General features: G+C 46.1%; 23 protein-coding genes. 18 read left to right on the forward strand and 5 right to left on the reverse strand.

Going from position 1 to position 20,812, the window contains the following annotated elements; all coding sequences use genetic code 11:
- The 3 genes from ON063_RS11150 to ON063_RS11160 form a co-directional block, all read left to right on the forward strand.
- A partial coding sequence (locus ON063_RS11150) for a PTS sugar transporter subunit IIA (RefSeq protein ID WP_274665194.1) occupies positions 1-1,192 on the forward strand: 1,192 nt, incomplete at its 5' end.
- Positions 1,189-1,455, forward strand: coding sequence for a PTS sugar transporter subunit IIB (locus ON063_RS11155; RefSeq protein WP_214739852.1), 267 nt, complete (start codon positions 1,189-1,191; stop codon positions 1,453-1,455). The genes ON063_RS11150 and ON063_RS11155, both read left to right, overlap by 4 nt.
- A gap of 31 nt (positions 1,456-1,486) precedes the next feature.
- On the forward strand, positions 1,487-2,749 hold the full coding sequence (locus ON063_RS11160) for a PTS ascorbate transporter subunit IIC (RefSeq protein ID WP_214819524.1): 1,263 nt from the start codon (positions 1,487-1,489) through the stop codon (positions 2,747-2,749).
- A gap of 48 nt (positions 2,750-2,797) precedes the next feature.
- On the opposite strand, the gene ON063_RS11165 is transcribed toward ON063_RS11160, so the two are convergent.
- Complete coding sequence (locus tag ON063_RS11165; RefSeq protein ID WP_015881237.1) at positions 2,798-3,085, reverse strand: hypothetical protein; 288 nt, start codon at positions 3,083-3,085, stop codon at positions 2,798-2,800.
- 273 nt (positions 3,086-3,358) lie between these two features.
- The gene (locus ON063_RS11170; RefSeq protein ID WP_274665195.1) at positions 3,359-4,090 is read right to left on the reverse strand and encodes a hypothetical protein; all 732 of its coding nucleotides are present in this window, start codon (positions 4,088-4,090) and stop codon (positions 3,359-3,361) included.
- Between the two features lie 149 nt (positions 4,091-4,239).
- On the opposite strand from ON063_RS11170, the gene ON063_RS11175 reads away from it, so the two are divergent.
- The 8 genes from ON063_RS11175 (at position 4,240) to nadE (ending at position 9,882) form a co-directional block, all read left to right on the forward strand.
- Positions 4,240-4,815 carry a GNAT family N-acetyltransferase gene (locus ON063_RS11175; protein ID WP_274665196.1) on the forward strand — a complete coding sequence of 192 codons (576 nt, stop codon included), beginning with the start codon at positions 4,240-4,242 and terminating at the stop codon, positions 4,813-4,815.
- On the forward strand, positions 4,812-5,531 hold the full coding sequence (locus tag ON063_RS11180) for an alpha/beta fold hydrolase (RefSeq protein WP_274665197.1): 720 nt from the start codon (positions 4,812-4,814) through the stop codon (positions 5,529-5,531). Before ON063_RS11175 ends, ON063_RS11180 begins: the two co-directional genes overlap by 4 nt.
- On the forward strand, positions 5,518-6,078 hold the full coding sequence (locus ON063_RS11185) for an NADPH-dependent FMN reductase (RefSeq protein ID WP_214819531.1): 561 nt from the start codon (positions 5,518-5,520) through the stop codon (positions 6,076-6,078). The genes ON063_RS11180 and ON063_RS11185 overlap by 14 nt, the downstream gene beginning before the upstream one ends.
- Positions 6,079-6,146: 68 nt before the next feature.
- Positions 6,147-6,386, forward strand: a complete 240-nt coding sequence (locus tag ON063_RS11190; RefSeq protein ID WP_074035023.1) for a hypothetical protein — start codon at positions 6,147-6,149, stop codon at positions 6,384-6,386.
- 84 nt (positions 6,387-6,470) lie between these two features.
- The gene (locus ON063_RS11195) at positions 6,471-7,562 is read left to right on the forward strand and encodes a virulence factor (RefSeq protein WP_214819534.1); all 1,092 of its coding nucleotides are present in this window, start codon (positions 6,471-6,473) and stop codon (positions 7,560-7,562) included.
- Between the two features lie 245 nt (positions 7,563-7,807).
- A complete protein-coding gene (locus ON063_RS11200; protein WP_214695545.1) occupies positions 7,808-8,002 on the forward strand; it encodes a hypothetical protein in 195 nt (64 codons plus the stop codon).
- A 158-nt stretch (positions 8,003-8,160) separates the two neighbouring features.
- Complete coding sequence (locus ON063_RS11205; RefSeq protein WP_214819536.1) at positions 8,161-8,955, forward strand: BsuPI-related putative proteinase inhibitor; 795 nt, start codon at positions 8,161-8,163, stop codon at positions 8,953-8,955.
- Positions 8,956-9,066: 111 nt separating this feature from the next.
- Positions 9,067-9,882 carry an ammonia-dependent NAD(+) synthetase gene (nadE, locus tag ON063_RS11210; RefSeq protein ID WP_274665198.1) on the forward strand — a complete coding sequence of 272 codons (816 nt, stop codon included), beginning with the start codon at positions 9,067-9,069 and terminating at the stop codon, positions 9,880-9,882.
- 45 nt (positions 9,883-9,927) lie between these two features.
- Here nadE and ON063_RS11215 read toward each other — a convergent pair whose 3' ends face one another.
- Complete coding sequence (locus tag ON063_RS11215; RefSeq protein ID WP_214748368.1) at positions 9,928-10,314, reverse strand: disulfide bond formation protein B; 387 nt, start codon at positions 10,312-10,314, stop codon at positions 9,928-9,930.
- Positions 10,315-10,422: 108 nt separating this feature from the next.
- Between ON063_RS11215 and ON063_RS11220 the strand changes: the two genes are divergently transcribed.
- From ON063_RS11220 to ON063_RS11240, 5 genes are all read left to right on the forward strand, one after another.
- Positions 10,423-11,301, forward strand: a complete 879-nt coding sequence (locus ON063_RS11220) for a LysR family transcriptional regulator (RefSeq protein ID WP_214785219.1) — start codon at positions 10,423-10,425, stop codon at positions 11,299-11,301.
- Positions 11,298-12,419 carry an N-acetyldiaminopimelate deacetylase gene (locus tag ON063_RS11225; protein WP_074035009.1) on the forward strand — a complete coding sequence of 374 codons (1,122 nt, stop codon included), beginning with the start codon at positions 11,298-11,300 and terminating at the stop codon, positions 12,417-12,419. Before ON063_RS11220 ends, ON063_RS11225 begins: the two co-directional genes overlap by 4 nt.
- A 259-nt stretch (positions 12,420-12,678) precedes the next feature.
- Positions 12,679-14,067 carry a cytochrome ubiquinol oxidase subunit I gene (locus tag ON063_RS11230; RefSeq protein WP_214875345.1) on the forward strand — a complete coding sequence of 463 codons (1,389 nt, stop codon included), beginning with the start codon at positions 12,679-12,681 and terminating at the stop codon, positions 14,065-14,067.
- Positions 14,068-14,081: 14 nt separating this feature from the next.
- Positions 14,082-15,113: a cytochrome d ubiquinol oxidase subunit II gene (locus tag ON063_RS11235; protein ID WP_015881251.1), complete on the forward strand. Its 1,032-nt coding sequence runs from the start codon at positions 14,082-14,084 to the stop codon at positions 15,111-15,113.
- Positions 15,114-15,244: 131 nt separating this feature from the next.
- Entirely contained in the window at positions 15,245-15,907 is a 663-nt protein-coding gene (locus ON063_RS11240; RefSeq protein WP_074035000.1) for a potassium channel family protein, read from the forward strand.
- An 83-nt stretch (positions 15,908-15,990) separates the two neighbouring features.
- Here ON063_RS11240 and ON063_RS11245 read toward each other — a convergent pair whose 3' ends face one another.
- A complete protein-coding gene (locus ON063_RS11245) occupies positions 15,991-16,779 on the reverse strand; it encodes a Cof-type HAD-IIB family hydrolase (protein WP_274665199.1) in 789 nt (262 codons plus the stop codon).
- Between the two features lie 200 nt (positions 16,780-16,979).
- Between ON063_RS11245 and rnjA the strand changes: the two genes are divergently transcribed.
- Both rnjA and ON063_RS11255 read left to right on the forward strand, forming a co-directional pair.
- The gene (gene rnjA / locus ON063_RS11250; RefSeq protein ID WP_015881254.1) at positions 16,980-18,647 is read left to right on the forward strand and encodes a ribonuclease J1; all 1,668 of its coding nucleotides are present in this window, start codon (positions 16,980-16,982) and stop codon (positions 18,645-18,647) included.
- A gap of 60 nt (positions 18,648-18,707) precedes the next feature.
- Positions 18,708-20,165 (forward strand): phospholipase D family protein, encoded by a 1,458-nt coding sequence (locus ON063_RS11255; RefSeq protein ID WP_274665200.1) that lies wholly within the window; start codon positions 18,708-18,710, stop codon positions 20,163-20,165.
- Between the two features lie 39 nt (positions 20,166-20,204).
- Here the strand turns inward: ON063_RS11255 and ON063_RS11260 are convergent.
- The coding region (locus ON063_RS11260; protein WP_274665201.1) for an alpha/beta hydrolase at positions 20,205-20,812 on the reverse strand (608 nt) is incomplete at its 5' end.

The following is a 20,812-nucleotide window of genomic DNA, read 5'->3' on the forward strand; positions in this document are numbered from 1 at the left end:
TGCTACGATGATTCAGGTGATTGGGCGATTCGAGGGATTGAGTTGTACACGTGTCATTGAACGGGAGGCATTATGTGAGAAATTAGTGCTTCACGCCAAAGCGACACTTAAACGTGTTCATACGGAAGTCATGCCGCCAGAAGAGTTAGAAAGATACGTATTGAAAGAGCACCGGGTATTGAATGTGATTGTCGATCGTTCACTCGACCCAATCCGAAAGCAAATTCAGGCAGAACTTCCGAAAACGGAAGTCATGTATTTCACGTTGCATTTTGCAACGCATCTTCATCAACAAGGGCAACATCTTGATGAGAAAATGAAGGCGATTGTCGTATGCCCGAGCGGGATTAGCGTGTCGCATATGCTCGACCATATTTTGAAGAATCAGTTTCCGGACTTTGTATTTTTACCACCGATCTCGCAACGTGACGTGTCAGAATTTGCTCCACTTGTCGATTTGATTTTCACAACGGTCCCCTTGCCGTTGGCCGTTCAACAACAGGCACATGTGACACTCGTTCCGACACTTCCAACAAGGCTCGAACAACTCGCTTTGAAACGACAAATTCATCAGCGCTTTCTTTCGAATGGGGGACTCGCTCGATTAGATGTGTCTGACATTCTCGAAGTGGTGAAAAAATATGCGACGATCCATCAAGAATCGCAATTGAGAAAAGAATTAAATCATCTCATCCAAGATGAAACGACGACAGATGAATGGAAAGGGGGACAACCCGTGCTAAATCAACTCGTAACAAAAGATGAAATTCAAATTCGCGATCATGTGTCGAATTGGCAGGAGTCCATTCGTCTCGCGGCCGAACCACTTGTCCAAAACGGATCGATCGACACACGTTACGTTGAAACGATGATTGAGAACGTAGTAGAACATGGTCCATACATCGTTCTCATGCCTCAGATTGCCATCCCGCATGCGCGACCAGAAGATGGTGTGAATCAACTGGGGATGAGTGTTCTAAAACTAACAGAACCGGTCCTCTTCCCAGGGGATAAACCAGTCCGTGCATTCTTTGTGCTCGCGGCCATTGATCAAACCACTCATTTAAAAGCACTTGCACAGTTGACAGAGTTATTAGGAAATGAACAAGACGTGTCTCTCGTATTAGAAGCAGACACGGTAGAGAAAATTGTTGAGATACTCGATCGATATTCAGAGGAGGAAGAAAAATGAAAAAGATTTTAGTAGTATGTGGGAACGGATTAGGGTCAAGCTTCATTATGGAGTTGAACGTGAAAAAAGCGCTTGAACAAATGGGGAAAGAGGCGGATGTTTCACATACAGACATTGCGACAGCGCGAACTGAACCTGCCGACATTTACCTTGGGGCACAAGATATCATTGGCACACTCGATGATGGGGCGAAAGAAATCGTTGCACTTGAGAATGTCATGAACATTGAGGAAATTAAATCAAAACTTGAAGGAAAAGTATAACTAAAGAATTCATCGTAAAGGGGGAGCGCTTATGCTTGATTTGATTATGCGAGATATATTGGGGACACCAGCCATACTGGTCGGTTTGTTCGCACTCATCGGGCTCGTTTTACAGAAGAAAGACATTGCTTCCATCGTCTCTGGTACGCTGAAGACAATTATGGGGTTCGTGATTATCGGAGCGGGGGCCGGCGTCATCATTGCGGCTCTCGATATTTTCGGACAGATGTTCGACGAGGCGTTCAGTATTCGGGGAGTCATCCCGAACAACGAAGCGATTGTCGCAGTTGCACAAGACGCATTTGGCGTTGAAACAGCTATGATCATGGTCTTCGGGATGGTCATGAATATCGTGCTGGCTCGCATCACGCCATTTAAATACATTTTCTTGACGGGTCATCATACGTTATTCATGGCGAGCTTACTTGCAGCCATTCTTTCCGTATCTGGTCTTGATGGTACACTCTTGATCATCATTGGATCGGTATTGCTTGGACTTTGTATGGTCTTATTCCCAGCCCTTCTTCAACCGTTCGTTCGACAGATTACGGGATCGGATGATTTTGCGGTCGGACACTTTGGCTCACTTGGTTACTTTATCTCTGGAACGATCGGAAAATATGCCGGGAACAAAGAGCACTCGACGGAACAAATTCAAGTACCAAAGCAACTTGGCTTTCTACGAGACACATCCGTCGCTGTCTCGTTGACGATGACCTTATTATTTGTGGTCGTCGCCATCTTTGCGGGACCAGCATTTGTGGAAACGGAATTATCAGATGGGTCGAACTACATCGTCTTCTCCATCATCCAAGCGATTACATTCGCTGCAGGGGTATATATCGTTCTTGCCGGTGTACGGATGTTGATTGCAGAAATCGTTCCGGCCTTCAAAGGGATTGCCGATAAAATGGTACCGAACGCAAAACCTGCGCTAGATTGCCCGACCGTCTTCCCATTTGCACCAAACGCGGTCATCATCGGATTTTTAGCGAGCTTTGCAGCCGGACTGTTCTCGATGTTCCTTTTACCTTTATTCGGTTTGGCTGTCATTGTACCGGGACTGGTTCCACACTTCTTCACAGGAGCGACAGCAGGAGTATTCGGGAACGCTACCGGTGGACGTCGCGGAGCGATTCTTGGATCGATCGCCAACGGTGTATTAATCAGTTTCTTACCGGCTCTCCTCTTACCGCTTTTGGGGAATCTCGGGTTTGAAAGTACGACATTTGGAGATTCAGACTTTGCCCTTGTCGGTATTTTGGTTAGTTGGCTCGTTTCATTGTTCTCATAATGTAAAAAATGAGGTCTTTCTCCCACATGGAGACAAGACCTCATTTTTTTACGCGTTCGATGCGAGTTTAATTTTTTGTCGTTTCATCTTGTGGAGTAACCATGCATAGAGGACTTCACAAGAGTTGTGAGGAAGGGTCAGCTCCACAAGTGGGTGGGCATGACCAAATATAGTGAAGCGCGAATGGTCCTCGTCGAGCAGAGAGACTTGAATGTCAGTCGCATCCTGAAGTGAAATGCGTTGTTCCCCTGCGTGAGCATCTTTAAGTTTTAGCATTTTTCCATTCGTCGCAAACTTGGTGAACGAAGAGACTCCTTGTACTTTCAGTTGTTCCATTTCGTGTATCTATCCATCCGCGTGATGAATAGATTTTCACCTCGCTTTCTCTATATTGCCTTCCATTCCTCCAGAAGGTTATTCCTAGTATAACGCCTCGTCCAAAAAAGAAAAGTATTAATTTAACAAAAAATTAAGACAATTTGTTATCAATTTTTAAGAATAGCGTTCATACCCGCTCGTGAAGGGAATTGACTTGAAACAATCGGTCTGAAAATAGCAAAAAAGAACCTCGTTTTCAGAGGTTCATTTCCATTTCTTACATCCATGACCTTATAACCGCTCAATATGCCACGTGCGACGACGATATAACAACTGACCTTTGAGTGCGATTGATTCCTTTTTGGCATCAAAGTCTTCTTCGAGGACGGACATGTCTTCGTAGCGACCGGCCACATAGAAGGAAATCACGATTTGACGATTGAACAGGCTTCGTTTCGTGTGATCAAAATCGATGATGAGCCCTTGAGGTGCCAACTCGAGCAATTCATCGATGACAGGGAGCGGTATCGGGACGAAGCTAATGTTTCGGATGTCTCGGTCCAGTTTGCTTTGCAACATGTTTTGAACGAAACGATTGATTGTCGACCAATCACGAATGTAGAGACTGCTGTGACGGTCGTTCGCTTCATTGAAGAACGCAATCTCATTATCAAGTGAATCCAGAAACGGTTTCTTGATCCCGCGCTCCATATGACTTAGAAACAGGATCTCTGCGATTTCGTGATCCGACAGCGTCTCAAGCGTATTGTAGTCCGGGAAATCGATTGCAGTGAATGTCGTTTGGTTATTTAAATACTTAGACGAGAATGAAGCGAGTTCATGCGCTTCGATATATCGGAAACGCGACCTAGAAGATTGCCTCATTCCTTTGATATCGGTTCGACAAATGATCATCGGTCTTGTGACGGAAAGGGCCTCTGTGATGTCGGCCAATGTCACGCCATGTAGCGTAAAGCGCTGGACATCTCGGTCTTGTTTTAAATAAAAGAGTTGTTTTGACATATGGTATCCCCTCGGTTTGACATACTACATTTATAGTAGCAAAAACACATGATTTCCGCTATCTTGAGACGGTTCAAGAGGGTTGAGTTCGATACATTTGGGAAAATAGAAGTATACTTGAGGAAACGAATAGGAAAGGCGGGTTCCACATGTGGGGATTGAAACGTAGTTTTCCTGAGCTCGCTACGTCCCGGTTTATCCTGCGAGAGCTAGAACCGCGTGATGCTAGAGCACTTTATACCATCTTATCCACTGAAGAAGTGATGCGTTATTATGGGTCGGACCCGTTGCTTGCTGTTTATGAGGCGAAAAATGTCATCGCCTATTTTAAAGACCAGTTTCAACAAGGCAAAGCGATTCGCTGGGCCATCTGTGATCGATTGACAAACGAGTTGATCGGGACAATCGGTTTTCATAATTGGACACCCCAGTATTACCGGGCTGAAATCGGATTCGAAGTTTCTCCTCATTATTGGAGACAAGGTGTGGCTTTTGAAGCGGCAACTGCCGTCATCCGACATGGATTCGAAGAGTTCAAGTTTCACCGAATCTCCGCCTTGGTGGCACCAGGGAATGAGGGATCGAATCGCCTCGTTCAAAAACTCGGATTTATAGAAGAAGGTCTCTTACATGATTATGCATACAGCCATGGTCGGTTCATGGATTTGACGATGTATCGGCTACTCAAAACAGAATGGGAAGAAAAGGAGCACTCGATGATATGAAAGCACTCGTATTGTTACATGGATTGTGCGGTTCGCCAACATATTTTGAACAGCTAGAACCGTTATTGAATGCCGAAGTTCATGCATTCACACTTCCGGGGCATGCAGGAACGGAAGTCGGACCAGAAACGATGGACCAGTTCGCAGATTGGGTCATGGAAGAGATTCGACTCCGAAACCTTGAACAACCACTCGTTATCGGACATTCGTTTGGAGGATATGTGACGACCAACCTCGTTCGTCGATATCCTGAAGAACTATCCGGCTTTGGATTGATGCATTCGACCGCTGCCTCTGATTCAGAAGAAGCAAAAGAAAAACGGAACGGGGCAATCAACAAGGTCATTGAAGAAGGGGTGAAGCCGTTTATCGACGGGATGATCCCGAATGTCTTTTCGAAGGAGTCAAATCCTGCACTCATCGAACAAGCAATCGAGATTGGATACGAGATGTCGGTTGAAGGGGTTGTAAACGCACAACGAGCAATTCGTGACCGTGAAGACGAAGTCGATACTGTTCAGGCGACTGAACTCCCTGGTTTATTCATTTATGGGGAGAAAGATCCGAATATGGACGAGACACGGGCATTTTTAGGTGCAGAACGTCATGTGACAGCGATTGTCCCATACAGTCATATGGGGATGATGGAAGACCCGATGGAAGAAGCAGAGATCGTGAATAAGTGGATTCAGGAGGTAGAGCATGGGAAAATATAAATTAATTGCCATGTCGGGGAGTCTTCGAAAGAAGTCTTTTAATACCGCTCTTTTGCATTCGATTATTGAACTGGCTCAAGATGATTTTGATATTGAAGTCGTCTCCATCGAGCTCCCGCTGTTCAACGACGACTTGATTGATCCGGATGAACCAGAAGCTGTGGCCGCTTTGAAGCAGTCCGTTCGAGAAGCCGACGGGTTATTGATTGTCACACCTGAATATAACCATAGCATTCCAGGCGTTTTAAAAAATGCAATCGACTGGCTCTCTCTCGAGCCGGGGACGCCGCTTCGAGATAAACCGGTTATGATTGCTGGTGCCTCTCCGGGCATCCTCGGAACGGCCAGATGTCAAATTCATCTCCGACAAGTATTTGCCACAAATCGTGCAAATGTTTTACCGGGAAATGAAATTTTCATCACACATTGTAAAGAGAAGATAGATGATACTGGATTGCATGATGAGAAATCGATTCATCAAATCAATAAAACATTATTGGAGTATCGTAAATGGATTGAATTTTGGAAGCGTAACGCAAAAAATTAACTTGAAGTCGCTCTTTTTGTTTGATAGAAAGGAATTGTGAAAACAAACACAAGAGGAGCGACACCAAAATGGAAACTTACATCGAACTGTACAATGGCGGCGAATTAGGTGATCGGGCGGTAATGAACGATGGAATGACGTTTGGACGGATGACGATTGTTGAATTGTTCTATCAATCTAATCATATTTTTGGTTACGTAAAAGAGAATGGTGAAAAACGTTTCTTCCTTGAACCGATTTCAGAGGACGACACGTTTACTGTGGACGGCACGACATATTCACTCCAACAGTTTATCGCGTTGTTCTAAATAGAATAGATGTTTGGTTGAACGCAAGCGACTCGCTTGCGTTTTTTTGTCATTTTCGTCACGATTGAGAGTGAGGTGATGAGAATGAAACTAGTAGCAATTGAACCGACACCAAGTCCGAATAACCTAAAGATTATTGTGGACCCTCCGTTTGAGGGGAGAGGCACCACATACGACAAAGCGAGTACCGATGCCCCGACGATTATTCAAGAAATCGTTGGTCTTCGAGGCGTCAAATCGGTATATGCGGTATCTGATTTTCTTGCCGTTGAGCGTCATCCGAAACATGACTGGCACGACGTCATGAATGAAATCCGACGGGCGTTCGGGGAACAGGTCGAGGAAGTCGAATCTACACAAATGGATACGGATTATGAGCCGGTCCATGTATCCGTCCAGTTCGTGCTTGATGTCCCGATGCAGTTGAAGCTCGTCAAAGGGGACGAGGAAAAACGAATCGGGCTGTCGAAACGATTCGTCGACGCGGCCATGGAAGTTCAAGCACAGGTGAAGAACGTCATTCAAGACCGTCGTTGGGTAGAACAAGCCCCACGCTATGGTGAATTGGATGAGGTCAGTGTCGTCGCTCAGGAAGAATTAGAAGCTGCGTATCCACAAGAACGAGTGGAGCGCATCGTGGCTCGAGCGTTTGGGCGCGAGGCTGACTTTGAAGCAAATGCGAACCACTTGCAATCTGACAATTGGAAAGACCGGATGGCTTTCTTAGACGAATTAGACATTCAAGACGAGAATATGGTGTATTTCCGCCGTGCACTCGAAGATTCCGTGATGGCGATTCGCCGACAAGCTGTCGTCATGATCGGGATGTTTGAAGAACGTCGTGAGGAATATGTCACATATATCGAACAAGCTCTTGTGGACGCTTCTCCGATTGTGCGACGTACGGCTGGGGACACTGTCTCAGATTGGGCATTACCTCAATCTCAACCTTCGATGATCGAGGCGCTGAAAGACAAAAATAAACTTGTCCGTTGGCGTGCGGCTCGTTTCTTGTTCGATTGTGGAGACGAACGCGCTGTTTCGGCTTTGACAGTTGCCGAACAAGACCGCGAATTTGAAGTTTCATTGCAGGCACGACTCGCGAAAGAACGCATTACAAGCGGAGAAACGGCTCTCGGAACAGTATGGCAACAAATTTCAAACCGTACGAAGTGATGTTTCGTTCGACATGTGATGAATCAATTTCATTTACATTTTCAGGAAAGGAGAGGGGTCCGCAAGGCGGATTTCCTCTCTTTTTCGATATCTTATATGCACATTTCACCATTTGACTAACATTTGATGTAAGCGTTTCGACAATAGGTAAAATGTCACTGTTCCCCTGTCGAACGATAGGACCTACATCTTGGTTTCATATTGGTACACTAGATTTATCACAGATGAACAAAGGAGCCATACTTATGATGTTGTTTGCAGAAACGCCTGAACTTGTAGCTTATAAAGAAGTGGTAGGAGAGACGATGGTCGTCACGTTTGAATCGATGCATAGTGAGACGTTCTCCATTTCGGCTCAAGTCCGGTCTGATCTCGATATCGCTGATTCGTTGTTCATGACCGGTTGGCAACAGTACATGGAACAAGCTAAAGTTTCGTAAAAAAGGTAAATAATATAAGGAAAATCATTACAAACGTCTGCACTTTGTATACACTAGTGCTATAGACGTTTTTTTATTTTGTTGAGGAGAGTGGGATCCATGAAAAAAACTTGGTTACTCGCCGTCGTTTTTTTATTTTGTTGAGGAGAGTGGGATCCATGAAAAAAACTTGGTTACTCGCCGTCGTGACGGCAATCATACTAGTCGTAGCAGCATGTGGAAAAGAAGAGGCGAAACCGAGTCAAGTGAATAGCGATTCGTCTGAACCACCAGCTCCATTAACACTTGATACGGAAATGGCATATGATGCTTCAGCCAATACATTATCGGCAACTGTCAAGATGACAAACCCGAATGAAGAGGCGGCGAAGGTGACGTTCAATTCATCACAACGCTTCCAATTGATTATCAAACAAGGGGACGAAACCGTGTTTGACTATGGTAGCAAATATATGTTCACGGAATCGATTATCGAAGAGACGTGGGAAGCGGATGAACAAAAGATCTTTGATGAGGTATTTCCATTAGAATTGGCAGCTGGTGAATACTCGGTCGAAGTGATCGGACTCGGTCAAGTCGATGGAGCACCAGAAATCGCTGTGACGGATGAGACGTCCTTCACTGTTGAACGAGCTGTAGAAGAGCCAGACGAGGACACAACTGAAACGCCAGAAGAAACGCCTGCATCTGAACCGCAAACAGACGGTGCGTTCCGCGATGTGACAATCGATGTGAATGATACGATGATTCAAGTCAGTGGCTTCACGGAAGAAGTAGAGTTTGAATGGTCTGTGTCAGACGGGCATAACTTATATGCACAAGGTGCGGCAGAAGTGACGGGTGGAAGCTTCACATTTGGTGTGTTACTCGATGAAGCGCCAGCGGAAGGTCAAAAATTATTCCTCGAATTGACACCGATTGGTGGAGAAGTTACGTCATTCCAAATTCAATAATCATGAGACGGAAACGAATGTTTCCGTCTTTCTTTTGTATATCGCTAGTTGACGGGGTTTGTGAATTATCAGACAATAAAACGAAATGAGAGAATTATGGGAGGGTCATTCATGCAACAACATATTATCGAATCAACACATGTCAAACCGACCATCGATCCGCAGGCAGAGATTCGTCAACGAATCGATTTCTTGAAAGCGTATGTGAAATGTGCCGGTGCAAAAGGACTTGTCCTCGGAATTTCAGGGGGACAAGACTCGAGTTTGGCAGGGAAGTTATGTCAGCTCGCCATGGAAGAACTACGAGCAGAAGATGCGGGGGACTACACGTTTTATGCGGTAAGATTACCGTATGGCGAACAACATGATGAAGATGATGCCCAACTCGCCCTCGAGTTCATCCGTCCGGACAAGTCCCTCACTGTCAATATCAAGCCTGCCGTCGACGCATCGGTAGAAGCGTTCCGACAAGCGACGGGTCTTGAGTTGAGTGACTTCCATAAAGGGAACACGAAAGCGCGTGAACGGATGAAGGCGCAATATGACATCGCGGCAACGTTTGGTGCCCTTGTCGTCGGTACGGACCATGCAGCGGAATATGTGACGGGATTCTACACGAAACATGGAGACGGGGCGTGTGACCTCACACCGTTGACTGGTTTGAACAAACGTCAAGGGAAGGCGTTGCTTCACGAACTAGAGGCGCATGAACGAGTCATTTATAAAGTGCCGACAGCAGATCTTGAAGACGGTCGTCCTGGCCTGCCTGACGAAGTGGCGCTTGGCATGACATATGACCAATTAGATGATTATTTAGAAGGTAAATCCATCGATCCGGTGATTGCAGAGCGGATTGAGACGATTTTCAAACGTTCACGTCATAAGCATCATATGCCTGCTTCACTGTACGACGAGTGGTGGCAATAAGAGAAAGGAGAAGCCGTCTTGATGACGGCTTCTCCTTTGTATGTCTTACGCTTTTTTGAACGGGACGAATTGGATGATGAGAATACATGTAAAGGCGATGAAACTGAGAAGTGGGATGGTAACAAAGCCGAAATAATTCACCCAGCGAATGAGGCAGTCGTTCGTGCAGAAGGCTTCTCCGTTCGGAATACGTTCTAGGATGACGTGATAGAGACTGATACACCAGCCGGCACCGGCCATGATTCCGACGAACAATCGATTCACATCACGGGCGGTCAACATGATCGTCAAGTAATAGATGGCGAGTGGATACATAAAGATGCGTTGGAACCAACACAGTTTACATGGTAAGAAAAGCATGACTTCAGAGAAGTAAAGGCTGCCAAGCGTCGCGACGGTCGCAACGATAAAGGCGAAATGATGACGTTGCATCAGATTTCCTCCTAACAATCAAATTGATGAATAAACATGATATGATACATTGAAACAAATACTTATTCAGTATACAATCTTTCAAACGATAGAGAAACAGGTGACGTCATGCAAGTATCGGAAGTAGAAGTGTTAATTATCCTTGCAGAAGAATTGAATATGCGCAAAGCGGCGGAGCGGTTATTCGTCTCTCAACCGGCGCTCAGTCAACGGCTCGTGACGATTGAACATCAATGGGGAAAAAAGATTTTTGTCCGTTCGACACGCGGTCTTGCCTTGACGCCAGATGGGGAGAAAATCATCGAGTTCGCCAAGAAGATGTACAGTGAAGAACAAGAGTTGCGAAGCGAGCTGACAGCAAATCCTGGAGAAGTATACGGGACGTTAAAGATTGCTGTTGCTTCCATCATGGGTCAGTATTGGCTCCCGAAAGTGTTAAAGACGTTCGTGGAGCGATATCCGTCTGTCCGTGTCAAGTTAGTCACCGGATGGTCGAGTGAAATGATGCGTTACATGCTTGAGGAGAATTTTCATATCGGCATCATTCGAGGAAATCCGGATTGGCGCGGGGAGCGGATGAAGCTGTTCTCTGACTCCTTACACTTGGTCGATTTAAAAATGACAGACCTGTCCCAACTAAAAAATAACGAACGATCATTTATTCAATTTAAGAGCGACTCGACATATTACCAGGAAATATTAGAATGGTGGCAGGAACGATTTTCGAGCCCGCCGCTCACCACACTCGTCGTAGACCAGATTGAAACGTGTAAACAGATGGCGTTACATGGAATCGGCTTCGCCATTTTACCGGAGTCGACCATTAAAGATGTCAATGAAATGAACAAGATTCCGTTGACGTCCTCGAGTGGTGTCCCGCTCGTTCGGGACACGTGGATGCTGTCGACAGAATCGATGTTGGAATTGGCACAAGTACAAGCATTTTGGAACATTGTTGAAGAAGTTACCAAGGAGACTGAATCATGAATTGGGCAATCGAAGCAAGAAGACAACTGCATTTAATCCCGGAAGCTGGATATGAAGAATTCAAAACACAGGCGACTCTCGAACAACTGATCCGTTCGCTCGATTCGCCGCGTGTTCATATCACGCACTGGCGGACGGGTCTTTTCGTTCGCGTGGATGGTCTCGTCGGGGAGAAGACAATCGGGTACCGAGCCGACATGGATGGGTTGCCGATTACCGAGGAGACCGGATTGGAGTTTGCATCGATTCACGAGGGTATGATGCATGCGTGCGGTCATGATGTCCATATGTCTATCGCGCTCGGATTAATCAAACGAGCGGTCGAAGTCCCGTTCAACCACCATCTTGTTGTCTTCTTCCAACCAGCTGAAGAAGGGCCAGGCGGGGCAGAACCGATGGCGAAATCCGAATTATTCTATCACTTCCGTCCGGACGCGCTATTTGGATTACATGTCGCGCCTGAATATCCGGTCGGGATGGTAGCTTCTAGACCAGGTGTATTATTCGCAAGTGCACGTGAACTCCATATTACGATTCATGGAAAGGGAGGGCACGGTGCATTCCCTCACGCAGGAATTGATGCCGTTATCGTCCAAGCCGCCCTCATCATGCAACTGCAAACCATCGTTTCACGGAACATTGATCCGATGGGAAGTGCGGTCGTCAGCATCGGGAAAGTCGCAGCGGGAACAAAAGAGAACATCATCGCCGATACAGCCAAGTTAGATGGAACGGTACGAGCGTTATCTGACAAGGAGATGGTTGTACTCGAGAGCCGAATTCGTCAAATCATCGCCGGTGTCGAAATGACGTATAATGTTCAGATCGACCTTGAATTCGGCAATCGTTATCATGAGGTCGTCAACGATGAGCGCTATCTTTATCAGTTCGAAGAAGCGGTCGAAGAGGTAGGGTATTCGTATAAGACATGTGTTCCTGCCATGACAGGGGAAGACTTCGGATATATGCTGAAACAAGTTCCTGGATTCATGGTTTGGCTAGGTGTGAACGATATGGGGTCGGGTCTCCATCAATCGACACTCAACCCGGACGAACGAGCGATTGAAGTAGCCATCGAATTGTTTGACCACTATTTCCGCACGGTCATGATTCAATAACACGAAGCGGTCTCCATTGAGACCGCTTTTAGTGTGCCCCAAAAAGAGTGAAGTGTGAGCAAAAAGGGAATCAAATATGAATGTAAAGCGACAATTCTGTGGCGATTGCTCAAATGTGAACATTTTGCAAACTCGAGCATTGAGACATTACAGCGCAATATAAAATCATTATGATGGAAGTATCGAAGGGTATTCATCTGTGATTGTCGTTTCATACATGGGTTCGAAGCGATAGAGAGAGATAGGAGGTAATCAATAGATGTTTCAAGATCCTGTCCTGATGAGCCGAGCATTGACGGCACTCACATTAGGTTTTCATGTGATTTTTGCCACACTCGGCGTCGGGGTTCCACTTTTAATCTTATTGGCAGAATTTTTAGGAATTCGTAAAAAAGACCCGAAATATACCCTTATGGCTCGCCGGTGGTCACGCGGGTATGTCGTGACAGTAGCTGTCGGGGTTGTAACGGGTACAGCAATCGGTCTACAGCTTTCGCTATTATGGCCGAACTTGATGCGCGTCGCGGGTCAAACGATTGCACTTCCACTATTCATGGAGACGTTCGCTTTTTTCTTCGAAGCGATTTTCCTTGGGATTTACTTGTATACGTGGGATCGGTTTAAAAACCCGTGGCATCACATGCTACTCGGGATTCCAGTCGCAGTCGGTGCATTATTCTCTGGGTTCTTTATCACAACGGTAAACAGCTTTATGAACCAACCAGTAGGGTTCGATATTGTCGATGGTCGTTTAGCGAACGTCAGTCCGCTTGAAGCGATGTTTAGTCCAGCTATGCCGACGAAGATGGCACACGTACTGACGTCTGCGATTTTAACGTCTGCGTTCATCCTAGCAGCGATTGCAGCTGTACAGTTGTTACGTCAACGTCGTAATCAACTCGACAAGATGTCGATTGAATATCACAAAAAAGGTCTTCGCTTGACGATGACAGTCGCTTTGATTTTTGCGATTGCGACAGCACTTGTCGGAGACTTCTCAGGTAAGTATTTGGCACAATATCAGCCGGATAAATTAGCAGCAGCGGAATGGCATTTTGAAACCTCCTCCGAGGCTGAGTTGATTCTTGGTGGTTGGTTAGAAGATGACGGTGAAGGCGGATATGAAGTTCGAGGCGCCTTAAAAATTCCTTACGCGCTTTCAATTCTTGCCGGTGGTGTTCCGAACTATGAAGTGACAGGTCTCAATGAATTTGCGAAAGAAGACCAGCCACCGCTCTTTGTTCACTACTTGTTTGATGCGATGGTCGGAATCGGGATGCTTCTAGCGCTCATCTCCTTCCTATTCGTATTAGGGCGTTATATTAAACGTTTGAACCAGTTCAGTAAACCGATGCTCTTTGCGATTGCAGCCGGTGGACCGCTTGCGATGGCAGCGATTGAATTCGGTTGGTTCTTCGCTGAATTTGGTCGTCAACCGTGGGCGCTTTATGAGTTGATGCGTACGAGTGAAGCAGCTACGACATCGGCGAATGTCGGTTGGATGCTTGTCGCTTTCGCGATCCTCTATGCGGTACTCGGAACAGTCACAGTGGTCGTTCTATCACGTCTGTTCAAAGAGAACCCAGTAGGGAAAGAACTAAAACAATCCGAACATCGTGGTGAAGCGATGTTTGCGGATGAAGTGTGATCGGAGGGTATGACATGCAAATTCAAGAGTTAGGGATTGCCGTCTTATGGACGTTCCTATACGGCTATCTCATCGTCGCATCGATTGACTTCGGTGCTGGCTTCTTCGCATTCTATAGCCGTTATACAAAACGGGATCACTTGGTGAACCGTCTCGTTAAACGGTATTTGTCACCGACGTGGGAAGTGACGAACGTGTTTTTCGTCTTCTTCTTCGTCGGGATTGTCGGATTCTTTCCGGATACAGCTTATTACTATGGAACGGCGTTACTCGTTCCGGCATCCGTCGTGTTGATTTTACTCGCGATTCGCGGTAGCTTTTACGCATTCGCGAACTATGGGTCGAAAGAAAGCACGCTGTATATGTTCCTATACGGAGCCACAGGATTACTCATCCCAGCTTCGATGTCGACCGTATTGACGGTCAGTCAAGGTGGATTCATCACCGAGACGGAAAACGGCGTCTTCTTTGACGGCGCGAAGTTGTTCACCAATTTTTATTCATGGACAGTCGTCATCTTGGCGATTGTTTCAGTCCTCTATATTAGCGCGATGTTCCTCTTGTTCTATGCGGACAAGGCACGCGATCAAAATGCCGTCGAACTCGTCAGAAAATGGGCGCTCTTCTGGAGCGTTCCGACGATTATCGCTTCTGGGCTCGTCTTCTTCGGTTTGAAGTCGCAAGCTGCTTGGCACTACGAGAGCATCTTAGGAGGAAACTGGTGGTGGTTCGCAATGAGCTTCCTCTTCTTCGTGATTGCCGTCTCATTCGTTTATATGAAGCGAAATTACGGGATTGCTTTCTTGATGGTCATGGGACAATTCTTCATGGCATGGTTCGGCTACGGATATTCACACTTACCGTATATCTTGTATCCGTATATCGATATCAATGGAAGTGTCGTCAACGAGTCGATGGCGGTGGCACTCGTCATCGTATTCATCTTAGGGTTGCTCCTTCTCGTTCCGGCGCTCTACTTGTTGCTCCGTTTGTTCCTGTTTGACAACGATTATGTACGTGGGAAACGTTCGAGCGGAAAAGCGTGATTGAAAAGATGGGATTTCCTTCATACGGAGGAGATCCCATCTTGTTTTTTTATATAGAGTTTTCAAGTGGAATCAGTTACACTGAACGAAGAATCAAGAAGAGAACATGTGTAGGAAAGGGATGTAATATCATGACAGGTGAATTTGCAGTCATTGGATTAGGGCGGTTTGGTGGGTCAATCGTCCGTGAGTTGTCTTCAAACGGATATGACGTCCTCGCCATCGATTCAGATGAAGAACGCGTCAATGAGTTCATGGGTTTGGCCACTCATGCCGTGATCGCGGATACGACAGATGAAAACGTGTTGAAGAGTTTGGGGATTCGTAACTTTGAACACGTCATCGTTGCCATCGGTGAAAACATTCAAGCTTCGATTTTAACGACGTTGATCTTAAAAGAACTTGGCGTCCAAATCATCACTGTCAAAGCGACAAACGATTACCATGAAAAAGTTCTCCGTCGCATCGGTGCAGATAATATCGTCCACCCAGAACGTGACATGGGTGTTCGAATCGCAAACGGTTTGATGAGCCAGAGCATTTTAGATTATCTTGAATTATCAAATGAACATTCGATTGTTGAAATCAAAGCGTCAGATAAGTTATCGAACAAATCGCTCATCGATTTGGACTTCCGTGCGAAGTATGGGGTCAACATTGTCGCCATTCGTCGTGATGATGATGTCATCATTTCGCCGCAGGCGGATGAGATGATCTTATCAGAAGATATTTTGATTATCATCGGAAAAGATACCGATTTAGACAGACTTGAACGGACGTTACGTTCGAAATAAAAAAAGACCTCTTGAGCGATACCGTGATCGTTGAATCGATTGATCCAACTCGGCGGTTTGACGCAAGAGGTCTTCTCTTTTTTTTAGATTAACTTCATCGCTTTCAATCCATATTCGATTCCATCTTCAAGAATCGATTTCGTCACAAAGTCCGCAACGTCTTTCGCTTCAGAACGAGCATTTCCCATGGCAATCCCTGTCCCTACATATTGGAGCATGGCCAAGTCGTTCAAAGCGTCTCCAAACGCGTACGTATTCTCAAGTCGATAACCGTTCGCTTCGATAAAGTGACGAATGCCGTCGGCTTTACTAGCACCTTTATTGATGACGTCCATCGCATGTGGATGCCAGCGGATGAAGTCGAACTCATGATAGGCATCGAGATAGTGATGCTCATCTTCAGGTGTACAGTAAAGGAGCGTCTGATAGACGTCTTCTTCTGCGTGGAAGTTTGGTTCGTAGCGAGGAATCGGCATGTCGAGTTCTCCGAGTGATTGCTTGACGATGGCGTCATCCGGTTTTGAAGCGCCGCCGCGATCTTGTCCCAGGTAGACGAGAGTATGGTCGTTCGAAGCGGCATGAGTCGTCAAACGACCGAGCGCATCTTTAGATAGGGTGTTGCGATACACGATTTCACCTTTATGCACGACGATTTGACCGTTGTAACAAACGAGGCTATCGATTCCGACACGTTCCGGGATATCTGATAACATCGCTGGTCCTCGTCCCGTCGCGATAAATGTCTCGACGCCGTTTTCACGAAGCGCTTGAATCGCTGAAATCGTTGAAGGTGGAATATAGCTACCTTCATGCAAGAGTGTGCCGTCAATGTCGAAAAAAACAACTTTTTGATCTTCCATTTGATTCACCATTCTTTCTCTTTGTCTAAAAAATATGTTTTTCAATCCCACTAAAAGGATAACACGAAATAGGGAAACTACCACGAATATCACATCGTTAGTGAAATATTGCCATGATATGAGCTATAATGAAAAAAGAATCTTACGGACATATTCGAGAATCACTTATGTTTCACATAGATGTATTAATAATTGAAGTAAGGAGAGATTAAATGAAGTTTGTTAAGAACCACCAAACAGCCGTGTTCGCATTAGGCGGACTAGGAGAAATCGGGAAGAACACATACGTTGTTCAATTCCAAGATGAAATCATCGTCATCGATGCGGGAATCATGTTCCCAGAGGATGACTTGCTTGGGATTGACTATGTGATTCCCGATTACTCGTATTTGATTAAAAACAAGGACAAGGTAAAAGGGGTATTCATCACGCACGGTCACGAAGACCATATCGGGGGAATTCCATTCTTACTCAAGCAAGTCCAATTACCGATTTATGCGACGAAACTTGCGCTCGGTTTGATTAAAGTAAAACTCGAGGAGCATGGATTGTTGCGTGAGGCGGAACTCCACGAAATCGATGAGGATTCACTCATCAAGTTCCGTAAAACGAGCATTTCGTTCTTCCGGACGACGCACTCGATTCCGAACTCGCTCGGTGTTGTCGTCAAAACACCACAGGGGAACATCGTCCATACAGGTGACTTCAAGTTCGACTTCACTCCAGTCGGTGAACCTGCCGACCTCGCGAAGATGGCGGAAATCGGAAAAGAAGGCGTGCTCTGCCTCTTGTCTGATTCGACAAATGCGGAAGTCGAAGGCTTCACCATGAGTGAGAGCGTCGTCGGGGGGACGATTAGCGAGACGTTCCGTAAAGCGGATGGTCGAATCATCTTCGCCACATTCGCATCGAACATTTATCGTTTACAACAAGTCGTCGATGCTTGTGCTGAGACTGGGCGTCATCTCATGATTTTCGGTCGTTCCATGGAGAAAGTCATGACGATCGGGCAAGAGCTCGGATTCATCAACGTTCCGAAAGGGATGATCATTGAAGCGAATCAAATGCGTCACTATGACCCGAACGAGATTGCCATTCTTTGTACCGGTTCACAAGGTGAACCGATGGCCGCGCTTAGTCGTATCGCGAACGGAACACACCGTCAAGTGTCGATTATCCCAGGAGACACGGTCATCTTCTCATCTTCTCCGATTCCGGGGAACGCCATCTCGGTCGGGAAGACGATTGACCAGTTGTATAAAGCAGGGGCTGACGTCGTGTACGGAAAATTGACGAACATTCATACGTCTGGACACGGTTCACAACAAGAACAGTTGTTAATGATTCGTCTTCTCAATCCAAAATTCTTTATGCCGATTCACGGAGAGTATCGCATGCTGAAGAAACATGCGGAGCTTGCTGAATCAGTCGGGATTCCGAAAGAAAATAGCTTCGTCATGGATAACGGAGAAGTGCTCGCTGTCGATTCTGAGTCGGCTGCGGTCACTGGTAAAATTTCTGCGAACGCCGTTTACATTGATGGGAATGGAATCGGCGATATCGGGAATATTGTATTAAGGGATCGTCGTATCCTTTCTGAAGATGGACTTGTCGTCGTTGTCATCAGTATCGATGGCAAAACACGTAAACTCGTTTCAGGACCGGATATCATCTCGCGTGGATTCGTCTATATGCGTGAATCAGGTAGCTTGATTCGTGACGGCGAACGTCTGTTGAAGAAAACGGTCGAGCAAGGGTTGTCAAATAAACAGATGAAGTGGTCGGAGATGAAGCAACTCGTATCTGATACGCTCACACCGTATTTGGCACAAAAGACGCGGAGACACCCGATGGTCCTGCCGATTATTATGGAAGTATGATCGAACGGGCTGTAGGTGACTACAGCCCGTTTTTTGAACCGCGAAGGAGGAGGGGAACTCATGGCTAAGGAAAAAGGGAAAAAAGGATGGCTCAAGTGGGGATTGGTCATCATCGCGGTCATTTTTCTCATCACACTTGTGTATCATCAAGTGAAACCGTTACCGGATGGGGTGTCACGACAATCTGAACCATATCTCATTTCAGACGATCAAATCGATTTTCTTCATGATTTGACATATCAAGGAGAGGATACGGAGATTGTCGAGCAAGAAATTTTTAAGGAAGTCGAGCGAGCGATTCGAGAAGCTGAGGAATATATCGTCATGGACTTTTTCTTATTCAATCCATATTCCAATGAAGACCGACAATATCCGGATATCACATCGCGATTGTCATCAGCTCTTCTAGAGCAAATAGAGCGATACCCGGATTTGAAAGTCGTCTTTATTACAGACGATATCAATACGACGTATAACGGACACGTTTCCGACCACTTCGATGTGCTTGAAGAGGCGGGAGTCGAAGTCGTATACACGAATCTCGATGCACTTCGTGACCCGAACATTTTGTACTCCACGTTTTATCGGATGGCGATTCAATGGTTTGGGGATAGTCAGGACGGCTGGTTGCCGAATCCGATGGCCTCGTCGGCACCGGATATTACCGTCCGGGCGTATTTACGATTACTGAACATTAAAGCGAACCATCGAAAAGTGATGGTGACAGAAAATGAAGGGTTTGTGCTATCGGCGAACCCGCATGATGCAAGTGGATATCACTCTAACGTCGGTGTCCATTTAAAAGGCCCTATTTTAAAAGAAATTGTGGAAGGGGAGCAAGCGGTCGCGACGTTCTCCAAAGGCGATGCGCGACGTTTCCCGGATGATGAGGCGTTGTCAACGATTGAGAGCGAACCGACCGAGGCGCCGATGGAGATTCGTTACGTCACGGAAGGGAAGATTCAGGAGTCGGTGCTCGATGCGATGAACGAGGCGACGGAAGGGGATACAATATGGATCGGTATGTTCTATTTGGCTGACCGAAATATCATTCAAGCGATTGAAGATGCCGCCGGCCGAGGCGTGACCGTGAACATGATTCTCGACCCGAATACGAACGCATTTGGTCGTTCAAAATCGGGATTGCCAAACTTACCTGTGACGGCAGAACTGAATACCGTCAATCCTGAACATATCGAAATTCGTTGGTATGATGTCGGCAAAGAACAATATCATCCAAAAATCCTCTATGTGGACGGGGAAGAGAAGACAGTCGTCCTAGGTTCTGGGAATTATACGACACGAAATATGAACGACTACAACCTTGAGGCAGACGTCGAGGTAAAAGGAGTAGACGATACAGCTTTCTTTGATGAAGTAGACGATTATTTCAATCGCTTATGGAATAACGAGAACGGAACGTATACTGTGGCATATGACGAGATTCAAACCGATCTCCCGCTCGGAAAGTACGTGATGTATTGGCTTCAAAAAGTGACATGGACGATGACATACTAAAAAACAGCTATCCTCAGATTAAGGATAGCTGTTTTGACGTTAGTTCGTCTCGATTGGATTAAACTCGTTCGTGTATTCATATAAGAATTTCCCGGTCTCTTTCAAGACGTCACTCTTACGGTGAAGCGAGAAGTGGTCGTACGGTACGGTCTCTGTTTGAATATTATTCGTGTACTCTTCGAGTAACAGAGAACTTTCCGGCTCGATCAAATTGAACTCGCCGCCTCTTCCAGAGAAGGAGAGGACTTGGACAGATCGTGGCCACGTCTCAAGTTTTGACTGGAAGGCCTGTAACCCATCCGAATTCGGTGATAAGTCACGGATGGCAGGGCTACCTGTGTTGATTCCAAAGTTACTAGCCGATAGGCCGAAGTTTGCAAGTCGGGTGCCCCCGAATGGACTATCGAACGTGACGAACTTATCGATGATGTATGTGTCCTGATTCAAAATGTAGTTGGCAGCCGCAACGCCACCCATACTATGACCGAGGATATACATGCGTTCGAATGAGCGATTTCTCGTTTTCTTATACGTTTCAATGGCAGCATTTAACCATTTCGTTTGATTGTTCAAAGAAGCTTCTGCATCCTCGAACTCGATTCGAACGATTGGACGATTCGAACTATAGTCATAAATTTCGCAGTCGG

It is taken from the genome of Exiguobacterium sp. B2(2022), from assembly GCF_028823655.1.
GTDB classification, from domain to species: domain Bacteria; phylum Bacillota; class Bacilli; order Exiguobacteriales; family Exiguobacteriaceae; genus Exiguobacterium; species Exiguobacterium aestuarii_A.

Excerpts from the sequence above, each read along its gene's own strand:
- ON063_RS11255 (WP_274665200.1), top strand. The coding sequence starts at position 18,708 with ATGGCTAAGGAAAAAGGGAAAAAAGGATGGCTCAAGTGGGGATTGGTC.
- ON063_RS11160 (WP_214819524.1), top strand. The coding sequence starts at position 1,487 with ATGCTTGATTTGATTATGCGAGATATATTGGGGACACCAGCCATACTG.
- ON063_RS11175 (WP_274665196.1), top strand. The coding sequence starts at position 4,240 with ATGTGGGGATTGAAACGTAGTTTTCCTGAGCTCGCTACGTCCCGGTTT.
- nadE (WP_274665198.1), top strand. The coding sequence starts at position 9,067 with ATGCAACAACATATTATCGAATCAACACATGTCAAACCGACCATCGAT.
- ON063_RS11200 (WP_214695545.1), top strand. The coding sequence starts at position 7,808 with ATGATGTTGTTTGCAGAAACGCCTGAACTTGTAGCTTATAAAGAAGTG.
- ON063_RS11245 (WP_274665199.1), bottom strand. The coding sequence starts at position 16,779 with ATGGTGAATCAAATGGAAGATCAAAAAGTTGTTTTTTTCGACATTGAC.
- ON063_RS11190 (WP_074035023.1), top strand. The coding sequence starts at position 6,147 with ATGGAAACTTACATCGAACTGTACAATGGCGGCGAATTAGGTGATCGG.
- ON063_RS11205 (WP_214819536.1), top strand. The coding sequence starts at position 8,161 with ATGAAAAAAACTTGGTTACTCGCCGTCGTGACGGCAATCATACTAGTC.
- ON063_RS11180 (WP_274665197.1), top strand. The coding sequence starts at position 4,812 with ATGAAAGCACTCGTATTGTTACATGGATTGTGCGGTTCGCCAACATAT.
- ON063_RS11155 (WP_214739852.1), top strand. The coding sequence starts at position 1,189 with ATGAAAAAGATTTTAGTAGTATGTGGGAACGGATTAGGGTCAAGCTTC.
- ON063_RS11235 (WP_015881251.1), top strand. The coding sequence starts at position 14,082 with ATGCAAATTCAAGAGTTAGGGATTGCCGTCTTATGGACGTTCCTATAC.
- ON063_RS11165 (WP_015881237.1), bottom strand. The coding sequence starts at position 3,085 with ATGGAACAACTGAAAGTACAAGGAGTCTCTTCGTTCACCAAGTTTGCG.
- ON063_RS11240 (WP_074035000.1), top strand. The coding sequence starts at position 15,245 with ATGACAGGTGAATTTGCAGTCATTGGATTAGGGCGGTTTGGTGGGTCA.
- ON063_RS11230 (WP_214875345.1), top strand. The coding sequence starts at position 12,679 with ATGTTTCAAGATCCTGTCCTGATGAGCCGAGCATTGACGGCACTCACA.
- ON063_RS11215 (WP_214748368.1), bottom strand. The coding sequence starts at position 10,314 with ATGCAACGTCATCATTTCGCCTTTATCGTTGCGACCGTCGCGACGCTT.
- ON063_RS11195 (WP_214819534.1), top strand. The coding sequence starts at position 6,471 with ATGAAACTAGTAGCAATTGAACCGACACCAAGTCCGAATAACCTAAAG.
- rnjA (WP_015881254.1), top strand. The coding sequence starts at position 16,980 with ATGAAGTTTGTTAAGAACCACCAAACAGCCGTGTTCGCATTAGGCGGA.
- ON063_RS11225 (WP_074035009.1), top strand. The coding sequence starts at position 11,298 with ATGAATTGGGCAATCGAAGCAAGAAGACAACTGCATTTAATCCCGGAA.
- ON063_RS11170 (WP_274665195.1), bottom strand. The coding sequence starts at position 4,090 with ATGTCAAAACAACTCTTTTATTTAAAACAAGACCGAGATGTCCAGCGC.
- ON063_RS11220 (WP_214785219.1), top strand. The coding sequence starts at position 10,423 with ATGCAAGTATCGGAAGTAGAAGTGTTAATTATCCTTGCAGAAGAATTG.
- ON063_RS11185 (WP_214819531.1), top strand. The coding sequence starts at position 5,518 with ATGGGAAAATATAAATTAATTGCCATGTCGGGGAGTCTTCGAAAGAAG.